The organism is Nocardia sp. NPDC057440 (assembly GCF_042802915.1).
GTDB lineage: Bacteria > Actinomycetota > Actinomycetes > Mycobacteriales > Mycobacteriaceae > Nocardia.
Window position 1 is genome coordinate 381606 of record NZ_JBHVDF010000002.1, and the last position, 18870, is coordinate 400475.

Consider the following 18870-nt stretch of genomic DNA (forward strand, 5'->3'; position numbering starts at 1 on the left):
CGTATTCTTTTGGGGTTGCTGTTCACCTTCTCCGCGCCACCCCGCTTTTCACCCCCGTCCGCGCCGCCCCCCCCGCAACCTCGGGGGGGTGGGGGGGGGGGGCCCCCCCCCACTTCGCTATACCTCGTCCGCCAGGCACGAAGGCAGCAGTTGTTCGTCCTTGCCGCCATCGGGTAGCGGCGATCGTGGCAATCCGCTCGTCGTTGCGGTCGGAGTCGGCCGGCTGAGTACTTCAGGGAGTTGACGTTGATCGTCAGTTCCTTCGGTCCCGACCTTCGGATACGTGACGTCGAGTAGTTGAGGTTCGGTGGTTAGAGGTTCCTATGCTTCGATCAGGCGGACTGCACCAGCTCGCAGTCTGCGGTGGCCAGCTGGTTGGTGCTGAGCTCGGGCACGTCGGGGGTTAGTGATATAGCCGCTGGTAGTGCTCAGGGGCATGCAGTACAACCAGGTGCGGCGTTCACATCCGTTGTTTATCGGCGATTGCTACCGGGCCCCCTGGTGGCGTGGGCGGGGCGTCCTCGGTGACACTGCGGGCGCCCGTTTCGGCGTGACCACCCAACTCCGCGATCCCGCCGCCGCTACCGCGGCGCGACCAGCCGTTGCAGTAGATCGCGCAGAGTTTCCTGTTCGGCTGTCGTCAGCGGCGACAGCGGCGAGTCGGTGTGCAGACGGACCAGTACCTCGGCGCGGCGGTCGTGACCCGTTCGGGTGAGCACGATCTGTTTCGCCCTGCGGTCGGTCGGGTGCGGGTGCCGTTCTATCAAGCCCTGCTGTTCGAGTCGATCGAGGACGAACGTCGCGTTGGACGGTTCGCAGAAGATTCGGGCCGCGAGTTCTCGTGCGGTGATCGGGTCGGAGAGCTCACGCAGCATGACGACCTGAGTCGGTGTCAGGCCGAGTTCGTCGGCGACGCGACGCACGTTGGTGTCGAGCTGGTGCGCGAACTGATGCACCAGCCTGCACATATCCCGGTCGATCTTGCTGTCCGCGGATGTGTCCGGCCGTCTTGCCATGGCTCGAGTCTAGCGCTGATGATTCGAACTGTGATAGTTCTAGTTCGAATCATTACAGTTAGAACTACCTTGGAGGACGTGGATGCCACTTCCGCTGCTTTCCCTCATGCTCGTCGTCTTCAGCCTCACCACAGGCGAATTCGTGATCGCGGGCATTCTCCCGGACGTCGCCGCCGATCTGTCGGTGTCGGTTGCCGCGGCCGGTCTGCTGGTCACCGCCTATGCCGTCGGCATGATCGTCGGCGGGCCGATCATCACGATCGCGACCGCGCGGCTGGCCCGTAAGCCGCTGATCGTCGGTCTCGTCGCGGTGGCGGTACTGGCGAATCTCGGTTCTGCGGTCGCTCCGAACTATGCGGTGCTCCTGATCACCCGAGGCGCCGCGGGACTCGTCGTGGCCACATTCTTCGCCGTCGCGATCGCGACCGCCGTGTCGACCGCACCGCCGGATCGACAGTCCGCCGCGGTGGCCAAAGTGGCGCTCGGCATGAATCTCGGCATCATCCTCGGTACCCCGATCGGCACCCTCATCGGCCAAAGCTTCGGCTGGCGAGCAACATTCGCGACGGTGGGGGCCTTCGCTGCCGTCGCGGTGCTGATGGTGCTGCGGTTCGTTCCGGTGCTGCCGGTGCTGCCGGTGCGGGCGACCGGGCCGGTGCTGCCGGAACTGCGGGTCTTCGCCAACCGTGATGTCCAGTTGGCGATCGCGCTGACGGCCGTCGGCAATGTCGGGCTGGTCATGGTCTTCAGCTACATCGCGCCATTGCTCACCGACGTCGCCGGGTTCGCCGACGGCGCGGTGCCCATCCTGCTGCTGGTGTACGGCGTCGGCGCGGTCATCGGGAACTTTCTCGGCGGCTGGTTGGCGGACAAATCCCTGCTGCCCTCGGTTGCCGGGCTGCTCGGCTGCCTTGCCGCGGCGCTGGCGGTGATGTGGGCGGTCGGCGCGGATGCGCCGTCGGTGGCCGCATCGACCTTCGTGATCGGCGTGTTCGGATTCGCGATCATCCCTGGGATGCAGACTCGGGTGATGGCAAGCGCCAGTGCCGCACCGACATTGGCGATTGCGGTGAACGCCTCCGGATTTCAGCTGGCCGCCGCGTTCGCGGGGTGGCTCGGCGGGCGAGTCGGCGACAGTGCCTTGGGCCTGCGGTCGATCTATCTCGTCGGTGCGCTGCTGACCTTCGCGGGGTTGGCGATCGCGGTATACATGGTGCACCGCGATCGCCGACCGGCGCTTACCGTCTGATCGCAGCAGGCCCGCGGCGGCTAGATCGCGGCCGCGGGCCGCGGCGGTCAAGCGTCGGATCCGGCCCGGGTGAGGAATTCGGCGGCAGTGGGGGGCCAGAATCTCGATCGACGGGTTATGGCTGAGTTCCGCGAGCTCCTCGCGCTCGGCATCGGGCAACCTTCAGCAGGCCGAAGACGGCACCGCCGACAAGTCCCCAGCGGCCCCGAGGAGCGGGTTCTTGAAGCAGCCGCCCAAGGCGGGGAGGACGAAGCTTGCCGCGGTACTGAGCAACGTGTTGTCGGTGTTTGCCAAGGGTCACATCTCCGCCCAGGCCCGGTCCGTCCGAATGCAGATCGAGGAACACCACGTCACTATCTACCGAGTAATCGGTTTCTCAGAACAGTGTCGGTTCGCCGAATCCGGGGGTGCGTTCGATCTCCAGGAGATGCTGTTTGGTGGTGATGCCGCCGGGGGCCGAGAAACCGGTGAGGGCGTTGTCGGCGGCCAGTACCCGGTGGCACGGGATGATGAGGGGAATCGGGTTGCGGCCCAACGCTTGTCCGACGGCCTGGGCCGCGCCGGGGGCATTGATGCGGTCGGCTACCTGTCCGTAGGTGAGGGTGTGGCCCGGGTCGATGGCTCGGGTCACCTCGTACACGGCGCGGTGGAAGCTGGGAATCGTGCTGGTGTCCACGGGAATCCAGCGCAGGTCATCGAGGCTGCCGTCGAGGTGGGCGCGGATACCGGCGATCGCTTCGGCTATCGGACCGCGCGGCGTCTGCTCGGGAATGTCGGGGCTGTCGGCACTGCCGCCGCGGCGGCGGGTGATCCGTGCCCGGGTGGCCGCGGGGCTGGACTCGGGCAGCTGGAAGCGAATGACGGCGCCCTCGCTCCAGGCGATCGCGCAGATCCCGATCGCGGTGTCGAAGAGCGCCGCCCCGGTGGACGTGCGAGCGGATTCACTCATACCGCCAGTGTGCCTCCCGCGGCCGACAGATTTTTGCAGACAAGTCCAGTTTTGCGTAACTGGACTGGATTGCATTCGGCGATCGGTCCGGATTCCGCGCGCCGCGCGCCGACGGCCGGTCGCGCCGCGCTTCCCAGGTCGGGATCCGGCACGTCGCTGCGCCCGTAGATCGCGGCGAGATCCGAGTATCGGCGCTGGTCTTCGTAGTACGACGGAGACCAGTCGGTGAGTGGGCCCGGTGCGCGGAACCGGTCGAGCCGGAAGATCTCCTCCGGCCGCTTCGGGGCGTAGTGGGAGATGAGGTAAGTAACGAATCCGATGACGAGCACCGTGAAGATTGCGGCCATAACGGACAGCGTGCGCCGACTGGCCTTGCCAAGAAATATCCACTTGGTCGATACTGGACTTTATGTCGACGAGAGTGATCGGTGCCGCCAGCTTGGCTCGGGACCTGGGGCAGTGGCGCAGTGCGGACGAGGGCGCGGAATCCGGAGAGTCCCGCAGGTCCGCGCGCCCGGCCTACCTGGCCCTTGCCGAGGGCATTCGGCTGCTCATCCACGACGGCAGGGCCCCGCTCGGCGTCGCCCTGCCCAGCGAACGCGACCTCGCTGCCACCATCGGCGTCAGCCGCACGACCATCACCTCCACCTACGCATTGCTGCGCGAGCACGGTTACCTGATCAGTCGGCAGGGCTCCCGCAGCACCGTGGCCCTGCCGCCGGCCATCCAGCACGACGGCGCCAAGCCCGCCCGCAGCATTCTGGCGCTGATGGCGCAGCCGGAATTGCCGACCATCGACATGACTTATGCCGCCATGGCCGCCCCGCTGGAAATGCAGGACGCGTATTCGACAGCGCTGCAGGGCCTTCCGCCCTACCTCATGACCCACGGCATGGACCCGGTCGGCGTGCTCGCGCTGCGCGAGGCGGTGGCGCGCCGCTACACCGAGCGTGGCCTGCCCACCGGAGCGGACCAGATCCTGATCACCCTCGGTGCCCAGCACGGTCTGCGGCTGCTGCTCAATGTGCTCACCGCTCCCGCCGCGCGGGTGTTGATCGACCACCCCACCTATCCGAACGCCATCGAGGCGATCCGCGATGTCGGCGCCCGCCCCGTGCCGGTGCCGCTGCGTCCGGAGACGCCGGGTTCGGGCTGGGATCTCGATGGAATCCGCAGTGCCGCACGGCAAACCGCGGCCACGCTGGCCTACCTGGTGCCCGACTTCAACAATCCGACCGGCCTGCTGCTGGACGCCGAGGGCCGCGCGGAACTGGCGGCCATCGCCCGCGACACCCGCATGACCGTGGTGATCGACGAGTCGATGATGGACCTGCACCTGACCGACGCCACCCCGCCGCCGCCCGTCGCCGCCTTCGCCAAGGGCACCGAGATCGTCACCATCGGCTCGGCCTCGAAGTCCTTCTGGGGCGGCCTGCGCGTCGGCTGGATCCGGACCAACCAGGCGCTCATCACCAAGCTGCTCGGCATCCGCTCCACCGTCGACCTCGGCACCCCCGTGATGGACCAGCTGGCCACCACCTATCTGCTGGAGAATGCCGAGGTCATCCTCGACCGCCGCCGTGGCCAACTGCTCTCTCAGCGTGCCGCTCTGTTGACGGCGCTCGCCGAAGAACTACCCGATTGGCGCGTCAGCACCGGCGCCGGTGGCATGTCCGTCTGGGCTCAGCTCCCGGCCCCGGTCTCCACTGCCCTCGCGGCCACCGCCCCCAACCATGGCGTATTGCTGGCCGCCGGACCGAGATTCGGCGTACAGGGCGCTTTCGAACGCTTCTTGCGCCTGCCGTTCACCCACCAGGAACCCGAACTCCGACTCGCGGTCAAGTCGATCGCCGCCGCCTATCAAGCGCTGACCCCCCGAGCGGCCGACCCGCTCCAGCCGCTGACCTGCTACTGAGACCCTTTCGGCCCGAAGGGTTTCGGGATGCACGGCCCTTCCTCAGTACCCCAGCTCGAGATCTGCAAGAACGTTTCAGCGACACCATCACCGATTCACAAGGCTGGACAACGAGCCGAGCATCGAACCGCGGACCACCACGCACGAGCCCGCCGCACGCTAACGGGAAAATGGGGGTTTACCCGGAGGCGGTAGTGGACCGTCCTTGATACCTTTGCTGCACAGAACGTTTCGATGTGCTGTGCGGACCCTGCGGTGGGGTTCCGTTCGAGTAGGAAGCCGACCCTTGCTGACAAGAATGAATCCGGGCCGCGCGCGGGTGACGGTGGCGCGAGCCGTCGTGATCACGACAATGGCGCTGGCGCCCGCAGCCGCGGTGGCGCCCGCGCTCGCCGCTCCCTGTACGACGGCCGTGACCATCGGCTGCCAGTCCGACGGCTACGACGCCTTCGGTTACGACAGTTTCGGCCGGGACCGCTTCGGCCGCGACCGATCCGGTTACGACAGTTTCGGCCGCGACCGCTTCGGTCGGGACCGATCTGGTTACGACAGCTTCGGTTACGACAGCTTCGGTCGGGACCGCTTCGGTCGGGACCGCTTCGGCTACGACGTCTTCGGCTACGACAGCTTCGGTCGGGACCGCTTCGGTTACAACCGACAGGGTTGCGCTCGAAACGGCGAGGACAAGCCCGAGGCCGACCATGCCGCATGCGAGAGTGCGCGTCAGGCGCTTCCGCCGACCGGCAGCGCTTCTTGAGTTGAGCGGATCGGGCGCGGTTCAGCGTGCGCGAGCTCGTCGACGTCAGTAACCCCCTGGACGCGGCGTATCGGATCATGATCCTCGAAGACCAGCTCGCCGAAGCCGAACGCATCGACACCGACTTGCAGCGCGCCCTCGACGACCGGCCGCCCGGAAACCCCTCTGCGAGCTGAGTGATCCCGACCGCCGGTAGGCGATGACCAACGCGACCACACCGCCGACACCCCGCAACAACGGTCAGCGCGGCCCAGGTAGCGTCGATCTCGGCGGCGGCCGTGGTCGCGTCGACCGGAGTGATCCAGCGCAGGAATCCGTAGGCGGCGATCGCGACGACTAGTCCGCCCCCGAGCGCAAGGAAGACCGCGGGGAATAGGCGGATTCGTCCAGCGAAGTAACCAATTGCCTTGTTGCGCTTTCTCACCCACACGAGCACCGCTCGATGGTGCTTGAAACCATGCCTTACCGCCCGTGGTTCACACACCGGAGGCTGATTCGTCGTATACCGGTGTCGAAAATCGATCGGTTACCGACACCTTGGGCTCGAGGGCTGGCCGTATGACGGGGCGGACTGGCCGTGTGGGGCCGCCGGCGGGTGCGGCGGCCCAGCCGGAAACTGGCCCTGATGCGGGTGCTGGCTAGCTTTGATCCGGTGGGCAGTATTCGGAACTGCCGCGAGAGTCAGCGTTGCCAGCAGAACCGCGACGCCAACCGCTGACAGCGGGCTGAACACACCAAACAGGGCTGAACTGGCGACCAGGTTGGGCATGGCCAGTGCACTGCCCATGAGCACCAGGACACGATTTAGCTGTTCAGATGGGGTATCGGTGGATCGCTGATACCCATCCAGATGTCTCGACCACGCCGCTGGTCGCCTTCCATGCAACGGGCGCCCCGGCGGTCGGGATCCCCTCTGATTATTCAATATTTAGCTACAGTGCTAAATTGCGAATATGACCGAACTCGACCCTGAGGAGGAAGCCGGTGTGTTCCGCGCGCTAGCCGACTCGACGCGCAGGCAGATCCTGGAGGATCTCCGCTCCGGCGAGTTGACCGCGGGTGATATTGCCGCGAGGTTTCCGATCAGTGGTCCTTCGATCTCCCGGCATCTGGGCGTACTCAAAGCAGCCGGGCTCGTCCGAGAGCGACGAGTTGCCAATCGGATCTTCTACTCGCTTGCCGAGGAACGACTGGCGTTGTGTGTCGGCAGGTTCCTGAGCGCGATCTGCCCGGAACAGGTCATCGTCAGGCAGCGCAGACCGCGAACCACGAAGAACGGGAGTGCCGGATGAGACCTCCGCGGATGTCCAGCGTCGTCGAGCGACGTCTTCTTGTGAACTACCGAGTCGACCCCGAGTCCGCCGCGCGCTTGGTACCGCCGCAGATGCGACCTCAATTGGTTGGTGGTTGGGCGGTTGCCGGCATCTGCCTGATCCGCCTCGGACAGTTCCGGCCCGGTTGGTTACCTGGCGCGGTCGGGCTGCGCAGCGAGAACGCGGCGCATCGCATCGCGGTTGAGTGGGATGGTCCGCGGGGACGCTCGACCGGTGTGTACATCTCGCGTCGTGACAGCGGCTCGGTGATCAATGTCCTTGCCGGTGGCCGACTGTTTCCGGGTGAGCACAGTTTGGCGCGGTTCGACGTGCGGGAGACAGCGGAGGACCTGCATGTGGCCTTCGCCAGTCGGGACGAGACGATCTCCGTGAGCGTGGACGTCCGGACCGCCGAGCGGTTCCAGGGAAGCGAACTGTTCGCCGATCTGGCGCAGGCATCGGACTTCTTTCGACGTGGCTCGGCCGGATTCTCGGCCACGCATGGCGGTCAATGCCTTGACGGGCTCGAACTTCGAACGGACGCATGGCAAGTCGAGCCGGTCGATATTCGCTCGGTTCGGTCCACGGTCTTCGACGACCAGGACCGGTTCCCCTCAGGCAGCGCGGTGCTCGACTGCGCCTTGCTGATGCGCGAGGTGCCTGTGACCTGGCGCCCCCTTCCGCCTCTGCGAGTCGTTGCTGGCTCCGCGACTGCGGGGAATAGCGCACGCTAGGAATAGCACCCTCCACCAGTAGGCCAGAAAGGGCGAGTCGAGACCAAGCAATGGTGCCCGCAGCTCGCCGTCTGTTCGGCAGTCGTGGTGGCGCTGGTGAGGTGCTGTCCGCCGCAAGACATGTCGGCCACCACCGCTGTGGCCGCTGCGCGAGGCGGACCGCGGGCGCGGTCGACTACCGTGCGTGTCCGGCTCCGACGCCGCCGAGGAGAGTGTCGATGACGCGGCTCGCCAGCGTGTCCGGGTCGGTGGTCGTATCCAATTCTGTTGCACCATGGACGGTTTCGGTGATCAGTGCTAGGTAGACGCGGCGCACCCAGGTGAGGTCGGCGTCGGGCGCGATGACACCTTCGGTTTGAGCGCGGGCGAATACCGCGTCGCATTTCTCGAAGACGTCTGCCTGGATCTCGGCGACTTCGGGGTCGGTCATGTCGATGCGATCGAGGGCGTAGGAGGCGCCGTACTTGATCTCGATGACATTGGCGGTCGCCTGATGTAGGGCGACGAGCGGCGGTGCGGTCTGCGGGCGAGCCGCATCGACCGCCGCGCTCATTCGCCGCCATGCGGTGAGAGCCATGGTGCGCACCAGATCCTCGCGGTTGGCGAAGCGGCGGTGCACGGTGGTCCGCGCGACGCCCGCGACTTCCGCGATCTGTTCCAGTGTCGCGTTCGGGTTGTCGCTCAGTACCCGCTCGGCCGCGTCGAGGATGGCGCGCACGGTGCGTTCGGCGTCGGCGCGTAGTGGGCGGGCGGATGTGGACGGCATGGACTCCTCTTCGCTGCTATCTGTTGGACATAGTACATGCGGTGATCATTTCCAGAATTAACTGCAACATGAATGTTGCAGTTTGTGGAAATACGGCTACTGTTGTGTTGCATTCGATCGAAGGAGTTAGACATGACCCGCTCTGGAAAAACCGCACTCGTCACCGGCGCCTCCTCCGGCATCGGCGCCGAGTTCGCAGTCGCCCTCGCCGCCCGTGGCGACGATCTCGTCCTGGTCGCCCGCTCGCTGGACCGCCTGGAATCCCTTGCCACGGAACTGCGTGACCGCCACGGCATCCGCGTCGAGATCATCGGCCAAGACCTCGCCGAACCCGATGCCGCCGCTCGCATCGCGAACGAGCTTGCCGCTCGCGGACTTTCGATCGACACCCTCGTCAACAACGCGGGCTTCGGCAGCGCGGGCCGTTTCGAGGAACTCGCCGCCGATCGCGAACACGACCAGCTGATGGTCAACGTCGTAGCGCTGGCCGGCCTTACCCGCCGTCTGCTGCCCGGCATGCTCGCACGCGGCAGCGGCGAAGTCGTCAACGTCGCATCCACCGCCGCCTTCCAGCCCGCGCCCTACTTCGCCACCTATGCCTCGGGCAAGGCCTTCGTTCTCAACTTCAGCCTGTCGCTGTGGAGCGAATACCGCGACCGCGGCATCAAGGTTCTCGCTGTCTGCCCCGGCCCGACGGAGACCCAGTTCTTCGACGTAGTGGGCACTCGAAAAGCCGCCATCGGCGCACCGATGGGCAACGTCGACGGAGTTGTGCGTTCCGCCTTGCGCGCGCTCGAACGCAACAAGGGCTACGTCGTCCCCGGCGCCGGGAATTTCGCATCGGCTCACCTGATGCCCCGCCGCCCACGCACTTTCGTAGCCAGAATCGCGAAACTGGTCACCCGTGGAGTGGCCGATGCCGCCCGCCCGGCCAACGCGGCGAACGCCACGACATAAGCCCGAAGCATTCGCCCCGCCGCCCGGCGCGCACAGCCCCAGAGTGCGAGGGCTGGGGCTGGGGGGCTTGCGGCCGCCGCCGTCGGTGCGGCAGGCAGGGGTGGGGAATGGACGTCGGGCTGCTGGGGCCGTAGCACCCGGCGACGCTGCCGTGGTGCCCGCAGCTGTCGTGGCAAATGCCGAGAATCCGCCCCGCCATGTCCCATTCGACGGAATGCGGTGTGTACGGCTGCGGCGGCGGAGCTGCGCCGTCGACTGGACAGATGGGCGGCAAGGCGGGAGGTCGACCGCCGCCGGAGCGAGTGGGGCAGTATCGAGGGCATGGGCTCCACCACGGGACCGCACGTCCCCGAGAACGTCGATGACTTCCGTGTGCTCGCGAGCACACGACTGAGGGAGTTTCCGCACATCGAAGTCCCGGACGCCCCTGGCATCCGTCGTGCTGCCGTGCTGTTGTGCGTGGTGGAACAAGCCGACGGGCGACCGTCGATCATTGTCATCAAGCGGGCCTACCGCGGCCGCAACGCCGGGCAGTGGGGACTGCCCGGCGGCCGACTGGACGACGGCGAAACCGTCGAGCAGGCCGCATTGCGCGAGCTGCACGAGGAACTCGGCCTGACCGCCACCCCCGCCGACCTTCTCGGCAGGCTCGACGATTTCCCCGCCGCATCAGGATTCGTGATCGCCCCGTTCGTCGCGGCCCTCGCCGACACGAGCGAGCTGACGCCGAGCCCCGCCGAGATTCACTCCGTACATCTGGTGGATCTCGCTCGACTGGCCGCCGATGACACGCCGCGCTGGGTCCACCCCCGCGCGGCCGTGCGGCAATCGGCACTGCGGGACGATGTGCAGGAACCAGGCACCGAGGGACATGGCCTGCTACAGATGCGCCTCGGCAGTGACATGACGATCCACGCCCCGACCGGCGCGATGCTCTGGCAGTTTCGTGAGATCGTCCTGCTCGGCCGCGATCCGTCCGAAGCTCGCATAGCCGACTTCGTTCAGCCCGACTGGACCCGTCGGTAGCTGTCGGCGTCGGGGCTGCGCACCAGCGATGCGGTACTGCGTTGCGGCGGTGAAAGTTCCGGGCGACAGTCCGCTCGCGGCCGCTCCATTTCGGCGGAAAACTCGGCGATATGCTGCCGTCGTTCCATGGCTGAATGTGTACGAAAACCACAGTGCAGCAAGGTAATCCTGGATGTTCGACGTTCGACGAGCGACAACGGGTGCGATCGTTGCGCGGAAGGGTCGCCGCCCGACAGCCGAACGGCACGCTCGATGACGTGTGGTCATCCAACGTGCCGTTCGAGTAGTGCGATGAATGCCTAGTCGGCCCAGACGGATTCGAATGGGGTCGCCTCCGTCGGCGGTGGGGTGGGGGTGGCGCTCGGGGTGCGGGAGAAGCGCGGGGCGGGTGCGTGCTGGACGACGCCGTCGAGCTCGATCAGGCCGGTGCGGGCGACGATGTGCGGGTTCTGCTCGGCCTCGGTGAAGGTGAGGACGGGGGTGGTGCAGGCGTCGGTGCCGTCGAAGATCTCGGCCCACTCGTCGCGGGTTCTGGTCTTGAACTTCTCGGTGAACAGCTTCTTCAACTGGTCCTGACCATTGGGGTCGATCTGCATCGGCAGGCCCTCGGGATCGATCTCGAGGCCCTTCAGCAACTCGGCGTAGAACTGCGGCTCGATCGCGCCGACGGCCATGTATTTGCCGTCGGAGGTCTCATAGGTGTCGTAGAAGGCCATGCCGGTGTCGAGCAGGTTGGTGCCGCGCTCGTCGGACCACAGGCCCATGCCGCGCATGCCCCAGATCATGTGCGAAAGGGCAAGGGCCCCATCGATCATCGCCGCGTCGATCACCTGGCCCTTGCCGGAGCTCTGCCGCTCCACCAGCGCGGCGAGGACGCCGAACACCAGGAACATCGAGCCGCCGCCGAAGTCGCCGACCATGTTCAGCGGCGGCACCGGGCGCTCACCTTTGCGGCCGATCGCGTTCAGCACACCGGTCAGCGAGATGTAGTTGATGTCGTGCCCCGCGCGGTCGGCGAGCGGACCGTCCTGTCCCCATCCGGTCATCCGGCCGTAGACGAGACGGGGGTTGCGCGCCAGCGCGGTATCCGGCCCGAGGCCCATCCGCTCGGTGACACCGGGGCGGAAGCCCTCGATCAGTACATCGGCCTTCTCGACGAGTCCGAGCACCTGCTCGATATCGGCCGGATCCTTCAGATTCGCCTCGACAATGGTGCGCCCACGCCACTGTGGCCGTTCCATGAAACCGGGGAGCAGGTTGGGCCGCTGCACCCGCACCACGTCCGCGCCGAGATCGGCCAGCAGCAGCGCCGCATGCGGACCGGGACCGATACCGGCCAGCTCGATGACCTTGATGCCCGCGAGCGGGCCCTGCTTGGTGGCGGTGGTTGGTGTGCTCACGCCCTACCTCGGTTCGTCGTTGATCCTGTGCACCGGCGTCGCGGTGCGTCCGCCCGGGAGCGGCCCCGGGGGTGTATTGACAGTATGACAATAACGTCGGATCGCCTGTCCGGAACCTCTCCGTGCTTCGATCCGGCCGAATCGGTTGACCACGACGGGCCTAGGGCACGGTCTCCAGCTTTCTGACCGTCGGTCCAAGATTGGCGAGCGCAACTCGTAGCCGACAGCTCCACTCAGCGGTTCGGGTTGAACGGTTCGGTGCCGAGGACCAGCGAGAGTCCCGAGATGCCGGAATGTGCTCGGGCGTAAGCAAGTTCGTGGCTGATGTCACCGATGTTGTTGACGATCGGCAAACCGATGCCCAGTGTCGACAGCGTGCCGAGGGCATGGCCGTTGCGGTCGAGGAACGCGCTGCCGCTGTCGCCGGGTATCCCTGGCATGGTCACGTTCAGCGCGTGTGTCCAACCGGCGGTAACAACCGCGTCGGCCTTGCTCTGGCCGGTCCGAGGGGACAATTCGGCGATTCCGAACCGCAGGCCGGAGTTGCCGTAACCGTAAACGCGGTCACCGGTGCCGGTTCCGGTGGTGTTGATGCCGACGGGACCACCCCAGTACGGCACGGTTGGGTTGACCTTGCCGATGTCCTCGGGGGCGACCTTCACCAACGCGAAATCGTTGTAGGCACAGGTATTGCGGTCCTGCTCGCCGTTCTGCCGCATGGCCAGCCAGCTGCTATAGACCAGACGACCGGTACCGACGACCTCGCCCGGGAACGTCAGTAGGCCGCCACGGTTGAAGGTGACCGCGGTGCCGAGGGGGAGACTGTCGGCGGTGCAGCCGTCGGGGTCTTTCAGGTTGCCGATACCCGTACCCGCGCAGTGCGCGGCCTGACCGAGGTACACGTTGCCGGCATCGTCGACGAAGGTGTAGTTCGCCGTGCACTGTCTCGCACCTTGGGTGTTGGTCTGCACCCCAGGCGTTACGGTGGCGGACGCGGCGGACGCCCATCGGTGCCCTGCCTTGTCCGCGGTAAGGGTGAACTGCTCGGCGCTGCCGCTACCGGACCACGGCTCTGACGACGCAGTGCCGCATCCGGCAATGAGATGTGCGCCGGTGGCTGCGACGACGGCGGTCACGGTGACCGCGAGAGCACGGTAGAGACTGGATCGCTGCATGGGATATTTCCCTTTCGCTGTGAAGTTCGACCGCTCTACTGCGCCGTGGCCTCCTGGCGCGGCACCCAGTCGATATTAGTAGCTGATGCTTAGCTGAACGTCGGAACGGCACGTGGGAACGCAGACCCGCTGGCGGCGGGGTGAACGTAGTGGCTCGATTGCCCCAGGTGCCCACGAGGTGAGCGAAGACCAAGCCGGATTTGCTCGTCGGATGAGGTCTGTCCGGTTGTCCATTCCCGGGTCGCCGAGGTCGGCGGGAAGGAGTCGAACACCGGCGTCGTGGACCTCCTGCGCCGCTAGCGATCGCCATTTCTGCCAGAATCCAGGCAGCGTGAACGACGCACGACCGGAGGGACCAGCAGTGAGTGTGTGGGGTGAGGTCGTTGTCGGCCGCTGTTGACGTGCAACGTCAAGTCTCCGACCCACACATTCATTGTGGAAAGCGCACGGCAGCAACAGTTGTCCAGCCATGGGACAACACACCCACTACGGTTGGCCGGGCGTCCGCCCCGGCCCGCGCAGGGGATCACGCTCCGCGACATGCTCAGCGCTACCACCAGCTCGTGTCGCCGGGTTTCACGTTCACCGCATCGACGTGATGCATCCGCCACCTCCCGCACCTTGCCCGGTCCCAAATCGAGGCGGCCAGGTTCTCGTGAGAACTTGGGACGTGCGCTATGTCTGGCAGGGTGCCGTTAGGCGTACTGAGAGGGGGCCAAGTACCCGGGGCAGTGGGTTGGGCAATCGAACCGTGTCGGCCCCGGCACAGGTTGACCGGGCCCGGTTCACCCCAGGGGCAACCCTGCCCCTGTCGTTAGACCGGCTCGCAATGCGGGTGTCGAGTTCTGTACGGGTTTTCAGCCGAACGCGGAGGGTCCGCGTTGCACCTCGCGGCATGAAGAAGAAGCCCCAGATTCGCCCTGCGTGGCTTGCAGTCTCAGCGCAGCGCCCAAAAACCCCTTCTAGTCAGGTTCGCGCCCAAGCGTGCGCTGGCGCTCTCGCTCCGCCACACGCTCACGCTCTCTGGCTTCCTCGCGGTATCGGTGGTCAGCGCCATTCGCCTCGTCCACAGATTCCGTTTGACGCTGTTCCCCTGGCTGATCCCACTGGAGTTGCACAATGCGCACCGAATCCAAGATGCCCGCTCGCTCGGCACGTTCACGTTGCGCCGCAAACGCTTCCCGGTGTTGATGGACCCGCTCCGCCGCTTCGGGTTCCCGTGCCCGGCCAGGTTGCTCCCGAGCCTTCTCGACCGCTTCACGCTCAGCCCGTGCTTTGTCGTGTACACCTTCCCCACCGTCGGTGGCTTCCCGCCCCAAGAGCTGACTGGGCACCAGGAATTCCCGCGCCACCCGTTCAGCAGCCTCACGTTCAACCCTTGCGCGCTCGTTTTCCGGTGCTTCCCGCACCTTGGCTCGCTCGGCTTGCTCTCGTGCCTGTAGGGCACGTTCGGCTTGTAGGCGACGTGGAGCTTCCTCCCGGCCACGAGCGATGCCATCGCGAAACTTCTGCATCTGCTGGAATCGCTCGGCCTTTTCTTTCGCCGGCACGATTTCGCGTATCTTCGCGAGACGTTGACGGGCACGGTCGGCGCGATCCAGCTCATACGCCCGGACCAGTTCGAGCTGTTGCGATACCAGTGACTGGCCGAGCTTTATTGCGCGTAACGCGTCCTCGCGGGAAACAGCAATATGCTGAAACCTGTCGCCAAAATCGCGGGCCATGTCCCGCAGGTCTTGGCGTATCTGCTCCGGAATCTTCTCGCCAGCTACGGTTTCCCACCGCGATTGGGTCAACTTGCCGGTTTCAAGCCCATCCCGTTCTTTGTCCAGCTGACGCTTTGTCTCCCGATCTGAAATGCGTCCCGATTTACGCTCGACGCCACGCGTACCTTTTCCGTCGGTACTCGCCGAATCCAGCACACGCGGACCCAAGTCGGTTTGCAATGTGAATTGCCGAACCCAGCCGCGCTCGGGAGTTTCACCGCATATCCGCGCTCGACCGAGTTCGAAATACAGACCCTTCTCGTAGTTGGTCAGCTTTCTTCGGAAATCGTCGTACTCGTCGGGCACGATAATGCCCACCCCCGTTTACCAGATGCTATGTGGCTTTTCGGGCCTTGCGTATATCGCGTACGGTCGCCGCGAGTTCGTATTCCGCCATATCCGGGCCACGGTTCTCGCCCAGTAGGTACCTTGTCACCGCCAGCATGTTCCGAACTTCTTCACCGTTGCTGCCGTGAACTGCCGGACTGAAATCGACGTACAATGGAGCGCTGCTCCGCTCGGGACGGTTGGTCCAATGCATTCCAGCGCGACGTACGAAGCATTCGCCATAGAATCTGATAAATTGATCGGCAGCATCCCGATTTTCGGGCGCAAGGAACCCTTCCCGGTCGCCAAACAATTCTTTAGACGCTTCCAAGATTCGTATCGTGAGTGGAGGATTCCACCAGGTATCCCCATAATCCGCTATGCCAGGAACCGTGTCAGACAAGAATTTCCGAATTTTTGACTCCATGCGTTCGGGTGCGACCCAGTCAAGGAATGCTTGGGTCTTGTCATCGAATTCGATCTCGAAGCCGATCTGTTCGTCGTCCACTGGCCGGGCCTTCCCCTCGTGCTGGCTGCCTGATGTCATGGCGCATCGAATCTAGTCGGCTTGTGGGTGTCGCAGCGGTGAGACGCCACCCTTTGCAGGCGGGCCGCAGCCACGTTGTATGCATCCGCGAGTGGCCCGGTCGAGGGAAGGCCCCGTCATGAAACGCATCCGAGGCGCGCCGGAACTCAGCAAGGGCGGCTTGGTATTCGTCGTCTGGTGTGCTCATGACATGCCTCCGCGCCGATCAGGGGAAGTGCAGGGGATGCGGTGGGTCGGGGTGATGAGGTCGCAGGCTATTGCGATGGCGCGGGCGTTGTGCTTGATGTGATCGACGCTCGGCGCGATAACCATGGTGGCACCCAGGTTGCGTGCTGTGGCGACGATGAGCACGGTCGGCATGAACGTGTCGTGCTTGATGGTGACCAGCCGTATCAGGGTGTAGCCGTGCTGGTCGGCCAACTCGGTGATGACGCGTTCGTCTCGCAACAGGTGCGGTCCGCTGACATCGAGCTGTAGCAGCCCGATTGCTTTGACAGTCATTGGGGTTCGCTGTTCGAAGGGTCGGTGGAAGCGTGTACCGGTGGTTGTTGGGGTATGAGCACGGGGCGGTCATTGATTACGCGCACACCGATGAACGAGCAGCGGCCGGAAGCCATGCCGTCGTGGTCGCTGATCTTTTCGTCGACTAGGTCGACCATGGTTGTGCAGAAGCGGGACGGGCACGCCACCGATTGGACTTCACCGGTTGTGCTGTCGTATCCGGCCATACCGCACATCGACACCGTGATCCACGGGCCGCAACCGCATTCAGACATCCGCCACTTCCCGCACCTTGCCGGGTCCCAAACACGCGCGCACCGAGGCGATCACAGCAAACCCAGAAGGCCGGAACGTGTCTCGTGGCGGCTTAACCCAATAGCGGACTTTGCTTGACCGCGCCGTGGGTGACGGCAAGGTCACCGCGCTGCTGTCACGGATGACGGACACATGGTTTCGAAACAAGTCAGCGAGCACAGCGGCGTCCTCGGGGACGTCTGCGCGGATGAGGTACATCCACTGGTCCGACCGTGGAAGCGCCAGGATTGGACCGACAGCCGCACCGCGACGGCCCATATCGTGTCTGACCGCTTGCCCGAGCGGCACAGGCATTCTCACCGCCCACACATGTGTTGCTTTCATGATGATGCGACCCAAGCTCGGCGGATCGACGGTCGCGGGCAGATCGCACACCCGCCGATAGAAGATGCAACGAGACATCGGTGTATCCCCAAAAGGTATGTGGTCCATCGGGTTACACCTCTGCTTGCGTCGGTGGCGGTGTGGTGCGCCCGATGGCGGGGGGCTCGTCACCCCGCCACCGGGACGATTCCGCGGAGGCCGGCGGCGGGCCTGCCCACTCCCGAAGCGCGACCCCGAACGATTCGCACAGATTGGTGGCGGCTTCGCCCGTGCAAACGACTTCGTCCATGGCTACTTCGTTGTCGGCATAGATGGTGGGGCCTGTGTAGGCGGTTGGTGGCCCGGTGAACGGGTCTCGTTGTGGAAGCTCGTTGTTCGGCATCTGCCGACCTCCGGGGCATCGACTGCGGTTAGGGTGCGCCCGGCCACTGACAACTCCTGATGAAGGGGAAGGAAGTCATCTCTCCGGGCGCATGTTCAGTAGACCTCAAAATCACTGCACTGGAACGTCCAGTGAGGCAAGTCCACCGAATATGCTGGACATCCATTCCGGGGTGATTCCCGTGGGTTATTCCACGACGGGCACCCCGTGCGGGCGCATTCCAGTACGGTCGAACCCAGATAGCGAGGCTAACGAAATGGCAGGGTCCACGATCCCCCGGCGCGCATTGGGGCGACTCTTGCGTGAGCTACGAACCAAGGTTGAAAAGAGCCAGCTAGCGGCCGGTTTATCGATCGAGGTTTCGCCCCAGAGCATCGGCAGGATGGAGGACGGGCAGCCGGTCAAGATCAGTACTCCGCAGATGGACGTGCTTCTGGACTTCTACCAAGCGAGCACGGAAGACAAGGCGGTTGCGCTTGAACTGCTGCGAGAAGTCAAGGCCGCGAAGGGTGATCCGGCCGGATGGTGGCGAACGTACGCCGATGTCGTGGCATCTCATTTCGATCACTACATGAGCCTCGAAGAAGCGTGCTCACAGCTGGCGACGTTCCAGCTCACCTTGCTGCCGGGGTTGCTCCAGACCGCTGCCTATCGCCGATCGATGATCCTCACCGAACGGCCGGAGATGTCAGCAGTAGATGTTGAGCGGAAGATAGAGCTGGCTGTGCGACGACAGGCCAGAATCCGGGAAGATCCGGACTTCTCGATGGACGTACTTCTGTCGGAGGCGGTGTTGCGGCACCAAGTTGGGGGCCGACAGCTCATGGCTGAGCAGCTTCTGCACCTCATTGAGGTGGGTCGCTTGCCGAACGTCTCGATACGTGTCCTACCACTCGATGCGGGCAGCCACCTCGGTCTGGTCGTGCAAAGCTTCACCTTGTTCGAGTTCCCGCCGTTGCGAGCAAGCCGCCTGATCGAGCCTCCCGTGGTCTTCGTGGAAGGCTACGACGGGGCACTCTTCCTCGAGGAACCTCGCGTGATCGAACGCCGCCAGAAAGCCCTGGAAGATGTGGGCCGGGTAGCGTTGGATCATGACGACACCAGACGACTGGTTGTAGGTATTGCAGAGGAGTATGCAGCGTGAATATCGACCTGTCGGGCGCAAAATGGTTCAAAAGTAGCCGGAGCCAACCCAGTGGGGATTGCGTGGAGGTGGCACACCTGGACGGGGGCCTAGTCGGTGTGCGTGACTCCAAGAACCCGACTGGTCCGGCGCTGGTGTTCACCCCTGGCGAGTGGGACGCGTTCACCGCTGGCGTGCAAGACGGCGAGTTCGCGCGCCGATAACCCGCCGCCAGGAGCCCTGTACCTCGGTTGGTCGTGGGGGTGCGGGGCTCCTTTGCGTATGCGCATACGGTCGTGCCGGATTCGACGCTCCCACTCCTGAACCG

Annotated in this window: 20 protein-coding genes; 10 read left to right on the forward strand and 10 right to left on the reverse strand. The window is 65.0% G+C overall.

The window, feature by feature from the left end; translation table 11 throughout:
• Positions 1–581: 581 nt before the first annotated feature.
• Positions 582–1016, reverse strand: coding sequence for a MarR family winged helix-turn-helix transcriptional regulator (locus tag ACFU4Z_RS04810; RefSeq protein ID WP_379059781.1), 435 nt, complete (start codon positions 1014–1016; stop codon positions 582–584).
• An 82-nt stretch (positions 1017–1098) separates the two neighbouring features.
• Between ACFU4Z_RS04810 and ACFU4Z_RS04815 the strand changes: the two genes are divergently transcribed.
• Entirely contained in the window at positions 1099–2265 is a 1167-nt protein-coding gene (locus ACFU4Z_RS04815) for an MFS transporter (RefSeq protein WP_379059782.1), read from the forward strand.
• A gap of 376 nt (positions 2266–2641) precedes the next feature.
• On the opposite strand, the gene ACFU4Z_RS04820 is transcribed toward ACFU4Z_RS04815, so the two are convergent.
• Together ACFU4Z_RS04820 and ACFU4Z_RS04825 are read right to left on the reverse strand one after the other, a co-directional pair.
• Positions 2642–3214, reverse strand: coding sequence for a methylated-DNA--[protein]-cysteine S-methyltransferase (locus ACFU4Z_RS04820; RefSeq protein WP_379059784.1), 573 nt, complete (start codon positions 3212–3214; stop codon positions 2642–2644).
• Entirely contained in the window at positions 3211–3561 is a 351-nt protein-coding gene (locus tag ACFU4Z_RS04825) for a hypothetical protein (protein ID WP_379059785.1), read from the reverse strand. The genes ACFU4Z_RS04820 and ACFU4Z_RS04825 overlap by 4 nt, the downstream gene beginning before the upstream one ends.
• 62 nt (positions 3562–3623) lie before the next feature.
• On the opposite strand from ACFU4Z_RS04825, the gene ACFU4Z_RS04830 reads away from it, so the two are divergent.
• From ACFU4Z_RS04830 to ACFU4Z_RS04850, 5 genes are all read left to right on the forward strand, one after another.
• Positions 3624–5129: a PLP-dependent aminotransferase family protein gene (locus ACFU4Z_RS04830; RefSeq protein WP_379059786.1), complete on the forward strand. Its 1506-nt coding sequence runs from the start codon at positions 3624–3626 to the stop codon at positions 5127–5129.
• A gap of 286 nt (positions 5130–5415) precedes the next feature.
• Entirely contained in the window at positions 5416–5886 is a 471-nt protein-coding gene (locus tag ACFU4Z_RS04835) for a hypothetical protein (protein WP_379059787.1), read from the forward strand.
• Between the two features lie 26 nt (positions 5887–5912).
• Positions 5913–6062, forward strand: coding sequence for a hypothetical protein (locus ACFU4Z_RS04840; RefSeq protein WP_379059788.1), 150 nt, complete (start codon positions 5913–5915; stop codon positions 6060–6062).
• A gap of 777 nt (positions 6063–6839) precedes the next feature.
• Entirely contained in the window at positions 6840–7178 is a 339-nt protein-coding gene (locus ACFU4Z_RS04845) for a metalloregulator ArsR/SmtB family transcription factor (protein ID WP_379059790.1), read from the forward strand.
• A gap of 11 nt (positions 7179–7189) precedes the next feature.
• Positions 7190–7933 carry a DUF2071 domain-containing protein gene (locus ACFU4Z_RS04850; RefSeq protein ID WP_379059791.1) on the forward strand — a complete coding sequence of 248 codons (744 nt, stop codon included), beginning with the start codon at positions 7190–7192 and terminating at the stop codon, positions 7931–7933.
• Between the two features lie 175 nt (positions 7934–8108).
• Here the strand turns inward: ACFU4Z_RS04850 and ACFU4Z_RS04855 are convergent, their stop codons facing one another.
• Positions 8109–8699 carry a TetR/AcrR family transcriptional regulator gene (locus ACFU4Z_RS04855; protein WP_379059793.1) on the reverse strand — a complete coding sequence of 197 codons (591 nt, stop codon included), beginning with the start codon at positions 8697–8699 and terminating at the stop codon, positions 8109–8111.
• A 132-nt stretch (positions 8700–8831) separates the two neighbouring features.
• On the opposite strand from ACFU4Z_RS04855, the gene ACFU4Z_RS04860 reads away from it, so the two are divergent.
• Positions 8832–9656 (forward strand): SDR family NAD(P)-dependent oxidoreductase, encoded by an 825-nt coding sequence (locus tag ACFU4Z_RS04860; protein ID WP_379059794.1) that lies wholly within the window; start codon positions 8832–8834, stop codon positions 9654–9656.
• A gap of 321 nt (positions 9657–9977) precedes the next feature.
• Positions 9978–10682, forward strand: a complete 705-nt coding sequence (locus ACFU4Z_RS04865) for an NUDIX hydrolase (RefSeq protein WP_379059795.1) — start codon at positions 9978–9980, stop codon at positions 10680–10682.
• A 299-nt stretch (positions 10683–10981) separates the two neighbouring features.
• On the opposite strand, the gene ACFU4Z_RS04870 is transcribed toward ACFU4Z_RS04865, so the two are convergent.
• The 6 genes from ACFU4Z_RS04870 to ACFU4Z_RS04895 all read right to left on the reverse strand — a co-directional run bounded on the left by ACFU4Z_RS04870 (position 10982) and on the right by ACFU4Z_RS04895 (position 17419).
• Positions 10982–12082 carry a CaiB/BaiF CoA transferase family protein gene (locus ACFU4Z_RS04870; RefSeq protein WP_379059796.1) on the reverse strand — a complete coding sequence of 367 codons (1101 nt, stop codon included), beginning with the start codon at positions 12080–12082 and terminating at the stop codon, positions 10982–10984.
• Positions 12083–12315: 233 nt separating this feature from the next.
• Entirely contained in the window at positions 12316–13257 is a 942-nt protein-coding gene (locus ACFU4Z_RS04875) for a hypothetical protein (RefSeq protein WP_379059798.1), read from the reverse strand.
• A gap of 962 nt (positions 13258–14219) precedes the next feature.
• Positions 14220–15341 carry a hypothetical protein gene (locus ACFU4Z_RS04880; RefSeq protein WP_379059799.1) on the reverse strand — a complete coding sequence of 374 codons (1122 nt, stop codon included), beginning with the start codon at positions 15339–15341 and terminating at the stop codon, positions 14220–14222.
• 16 nt (positions 15342–15357) lie between these two features.
• The gene (locus tag ACFU4Z_RS04885; RefSeq protein WP_379059800.1) at positions 15358–15858 is read right to left on the reverse strand and encodes a hypothetical protein; all 501 of its coding nucleotides are present in this window, start codon (positions 15856–15858) and stop codon (positions 15358–15360) included.
• Positions 15859–16080: 222 nt separating this feature from the next.
• Complete coding sequence (locus tag ACFU4Z_RS04890; RefSeq protein WP_379059802.1) at positions 16081–16398, reverse strand: hypothetical protein; 318 nt, start codon at positions 16396–16398, stop codon at positions 16081–16083.
• Between the two features lie 751 nt (positions 16399–17149).
• Positions 17150–17419: a hypothetical protein gene (locus tag ACFU4Z_RS04895; RefSeq protein ID WP_379059804.1), complete on the reverse strand. Its 270-nt coding sequence runs from the start codon at positions 17417–17419 to the stop codon at positions 17150–17152.
• Between the two features lie 256 nt (positions 17420–17675).
• Between ACFU4Z_RS04895 and ACFU4Z_RS04900 the strand changes: the two genes are divergently transcribed.
• Positions 17676–18563, forward strand: coding sequence for a helix-turn-helix domain-containing protein (locus tag ACFU4Z_RS04900; protein WP_379059805.1), 888 nt, complete (start codon positions 17676–17678; stop codon positions 18561–18563).
• Entirely contained in the window at positions 18560–18766 is a 207-nt protein-coding gene (locus ACFU4Z_RS04905; RefSeq protein ID WP_379059806.1) for a DUF397 domain-containing protein, read from the forward strand. The genes ACFU4Z_RS04900 and ACFU4Z_RS04905 overlap by 4 nt, the downstream gene beginning before the upstream one ends.
• The last annotated feature ends 104 nt before the right edge of the window (positions 18767–18870 follow it).

Excerpts from the sequence above, each read along its gene's own strand:
- ACFU4Z_RS04810 (WP_379059781.1), bottom strand. The coding sequence starts at position 1,016 with ATGGCAAGACGGCCGGACACATCCGCGGACAGCAAGATCGACCGGGAT.
- ACFU4Z_RS04815 (WP_379059782.1), top strand. The coding sequence starts at position 1,099 with ATGCCACTTCCGCTGCTTTCCCTCATGCTCGTCGTCTTCAGCCTCACC.
- ACFU4Z_RS04820 (WP_379059784.1), bottom strand. The coding sequence starts at position 3,214 with ATGAGTGAATCCGCTCGCACGTCCACCGGGGCGGCGCTCTTCGACACC.
- ACFU4Z_RS04825 (WP_379059785.1), bottom strand. The coding sequence starts at position 3,561 with ATGGCCGCAATCTTCACGGTGCTCGTCATCGGATTCGTTACTTACCTC.
- ACFU4Z_RS04830 (WP_379059786.1), top strand. The coding sequence starts at position 3,624 with ATGTCGACGAGAGTGATCGGTGCCGCCAGCTTGGCTCGGGACCTGGGG.
- ACFU4Z_RS04845 (WP_379059790.1), top strand. The coding sequence starts at position 6,840 with ATGACCGAACTCGACCCTGAGGAGGAAGCCGGTGTGTTCCGCGCGCTA.
- ACFU4Z_RS04850 (WP_379059791.1), top strand. The coding sequence starts at position 7,190 with ATGTCCAGCGTCGTCGAGCGACGTCTTCTTGTGAACTACCGAGTCGAC.
- ACFU4Z_RS04855 (WP_379059793.1), bottom strand. The coding sequence starts at position 8,699 with ATGCCGTCCACATCCGCCCGCCCACTACGCGCCGACGCCGAACGCACC.
- ACFU4Z_RS04860 (WP_379059794.1), top strand. The coding sequence starts at position 8,832 with ATGACCCGCTCTGGAAAAACCGCACTCGTCACCGGCGCCTCCTCCGGC.
- ACFU4Z_RS04865 (WP_379059795.1), top strand. The coding sequence starts at position 9,978 with ATGGGCTCCACCACGGGACCGCACGTCCCCGAGAACGTCGATGACTTC.
- ACFU4Z_RS04875 (WP_379059798.1), bottom strand. The coding sequence starts at position 13,257 with ATGCAGCGATCCAGTCTCTACCGTGCTCTCGCGGTCACCGTGACCGCC.
- ACFU4Z_RS04890 (WP_379059802.1), bottom strand. The coding sequence starts at position 16,398 with ATGACTGTCAAAGCAATCGGGCTGCTACAGCTCGATGTCAGCGGACCG.
- ACFU4Z_RS04895 (WP_379059804.1), bottom strand. The coding sequence starts at position 17,419 with ATGCCGAACAACGAGCTTCCACAACGAGACCCGTTCACCGGGCCACCA.
- ACFU4Z_RS04900 (WP_379059805.1), top strand. The coding sequence starts at position 17,676 with ATGGCAGGGTCCACGATCCCCCGGCGCGCATTGGGGCGACTCTTGCGT.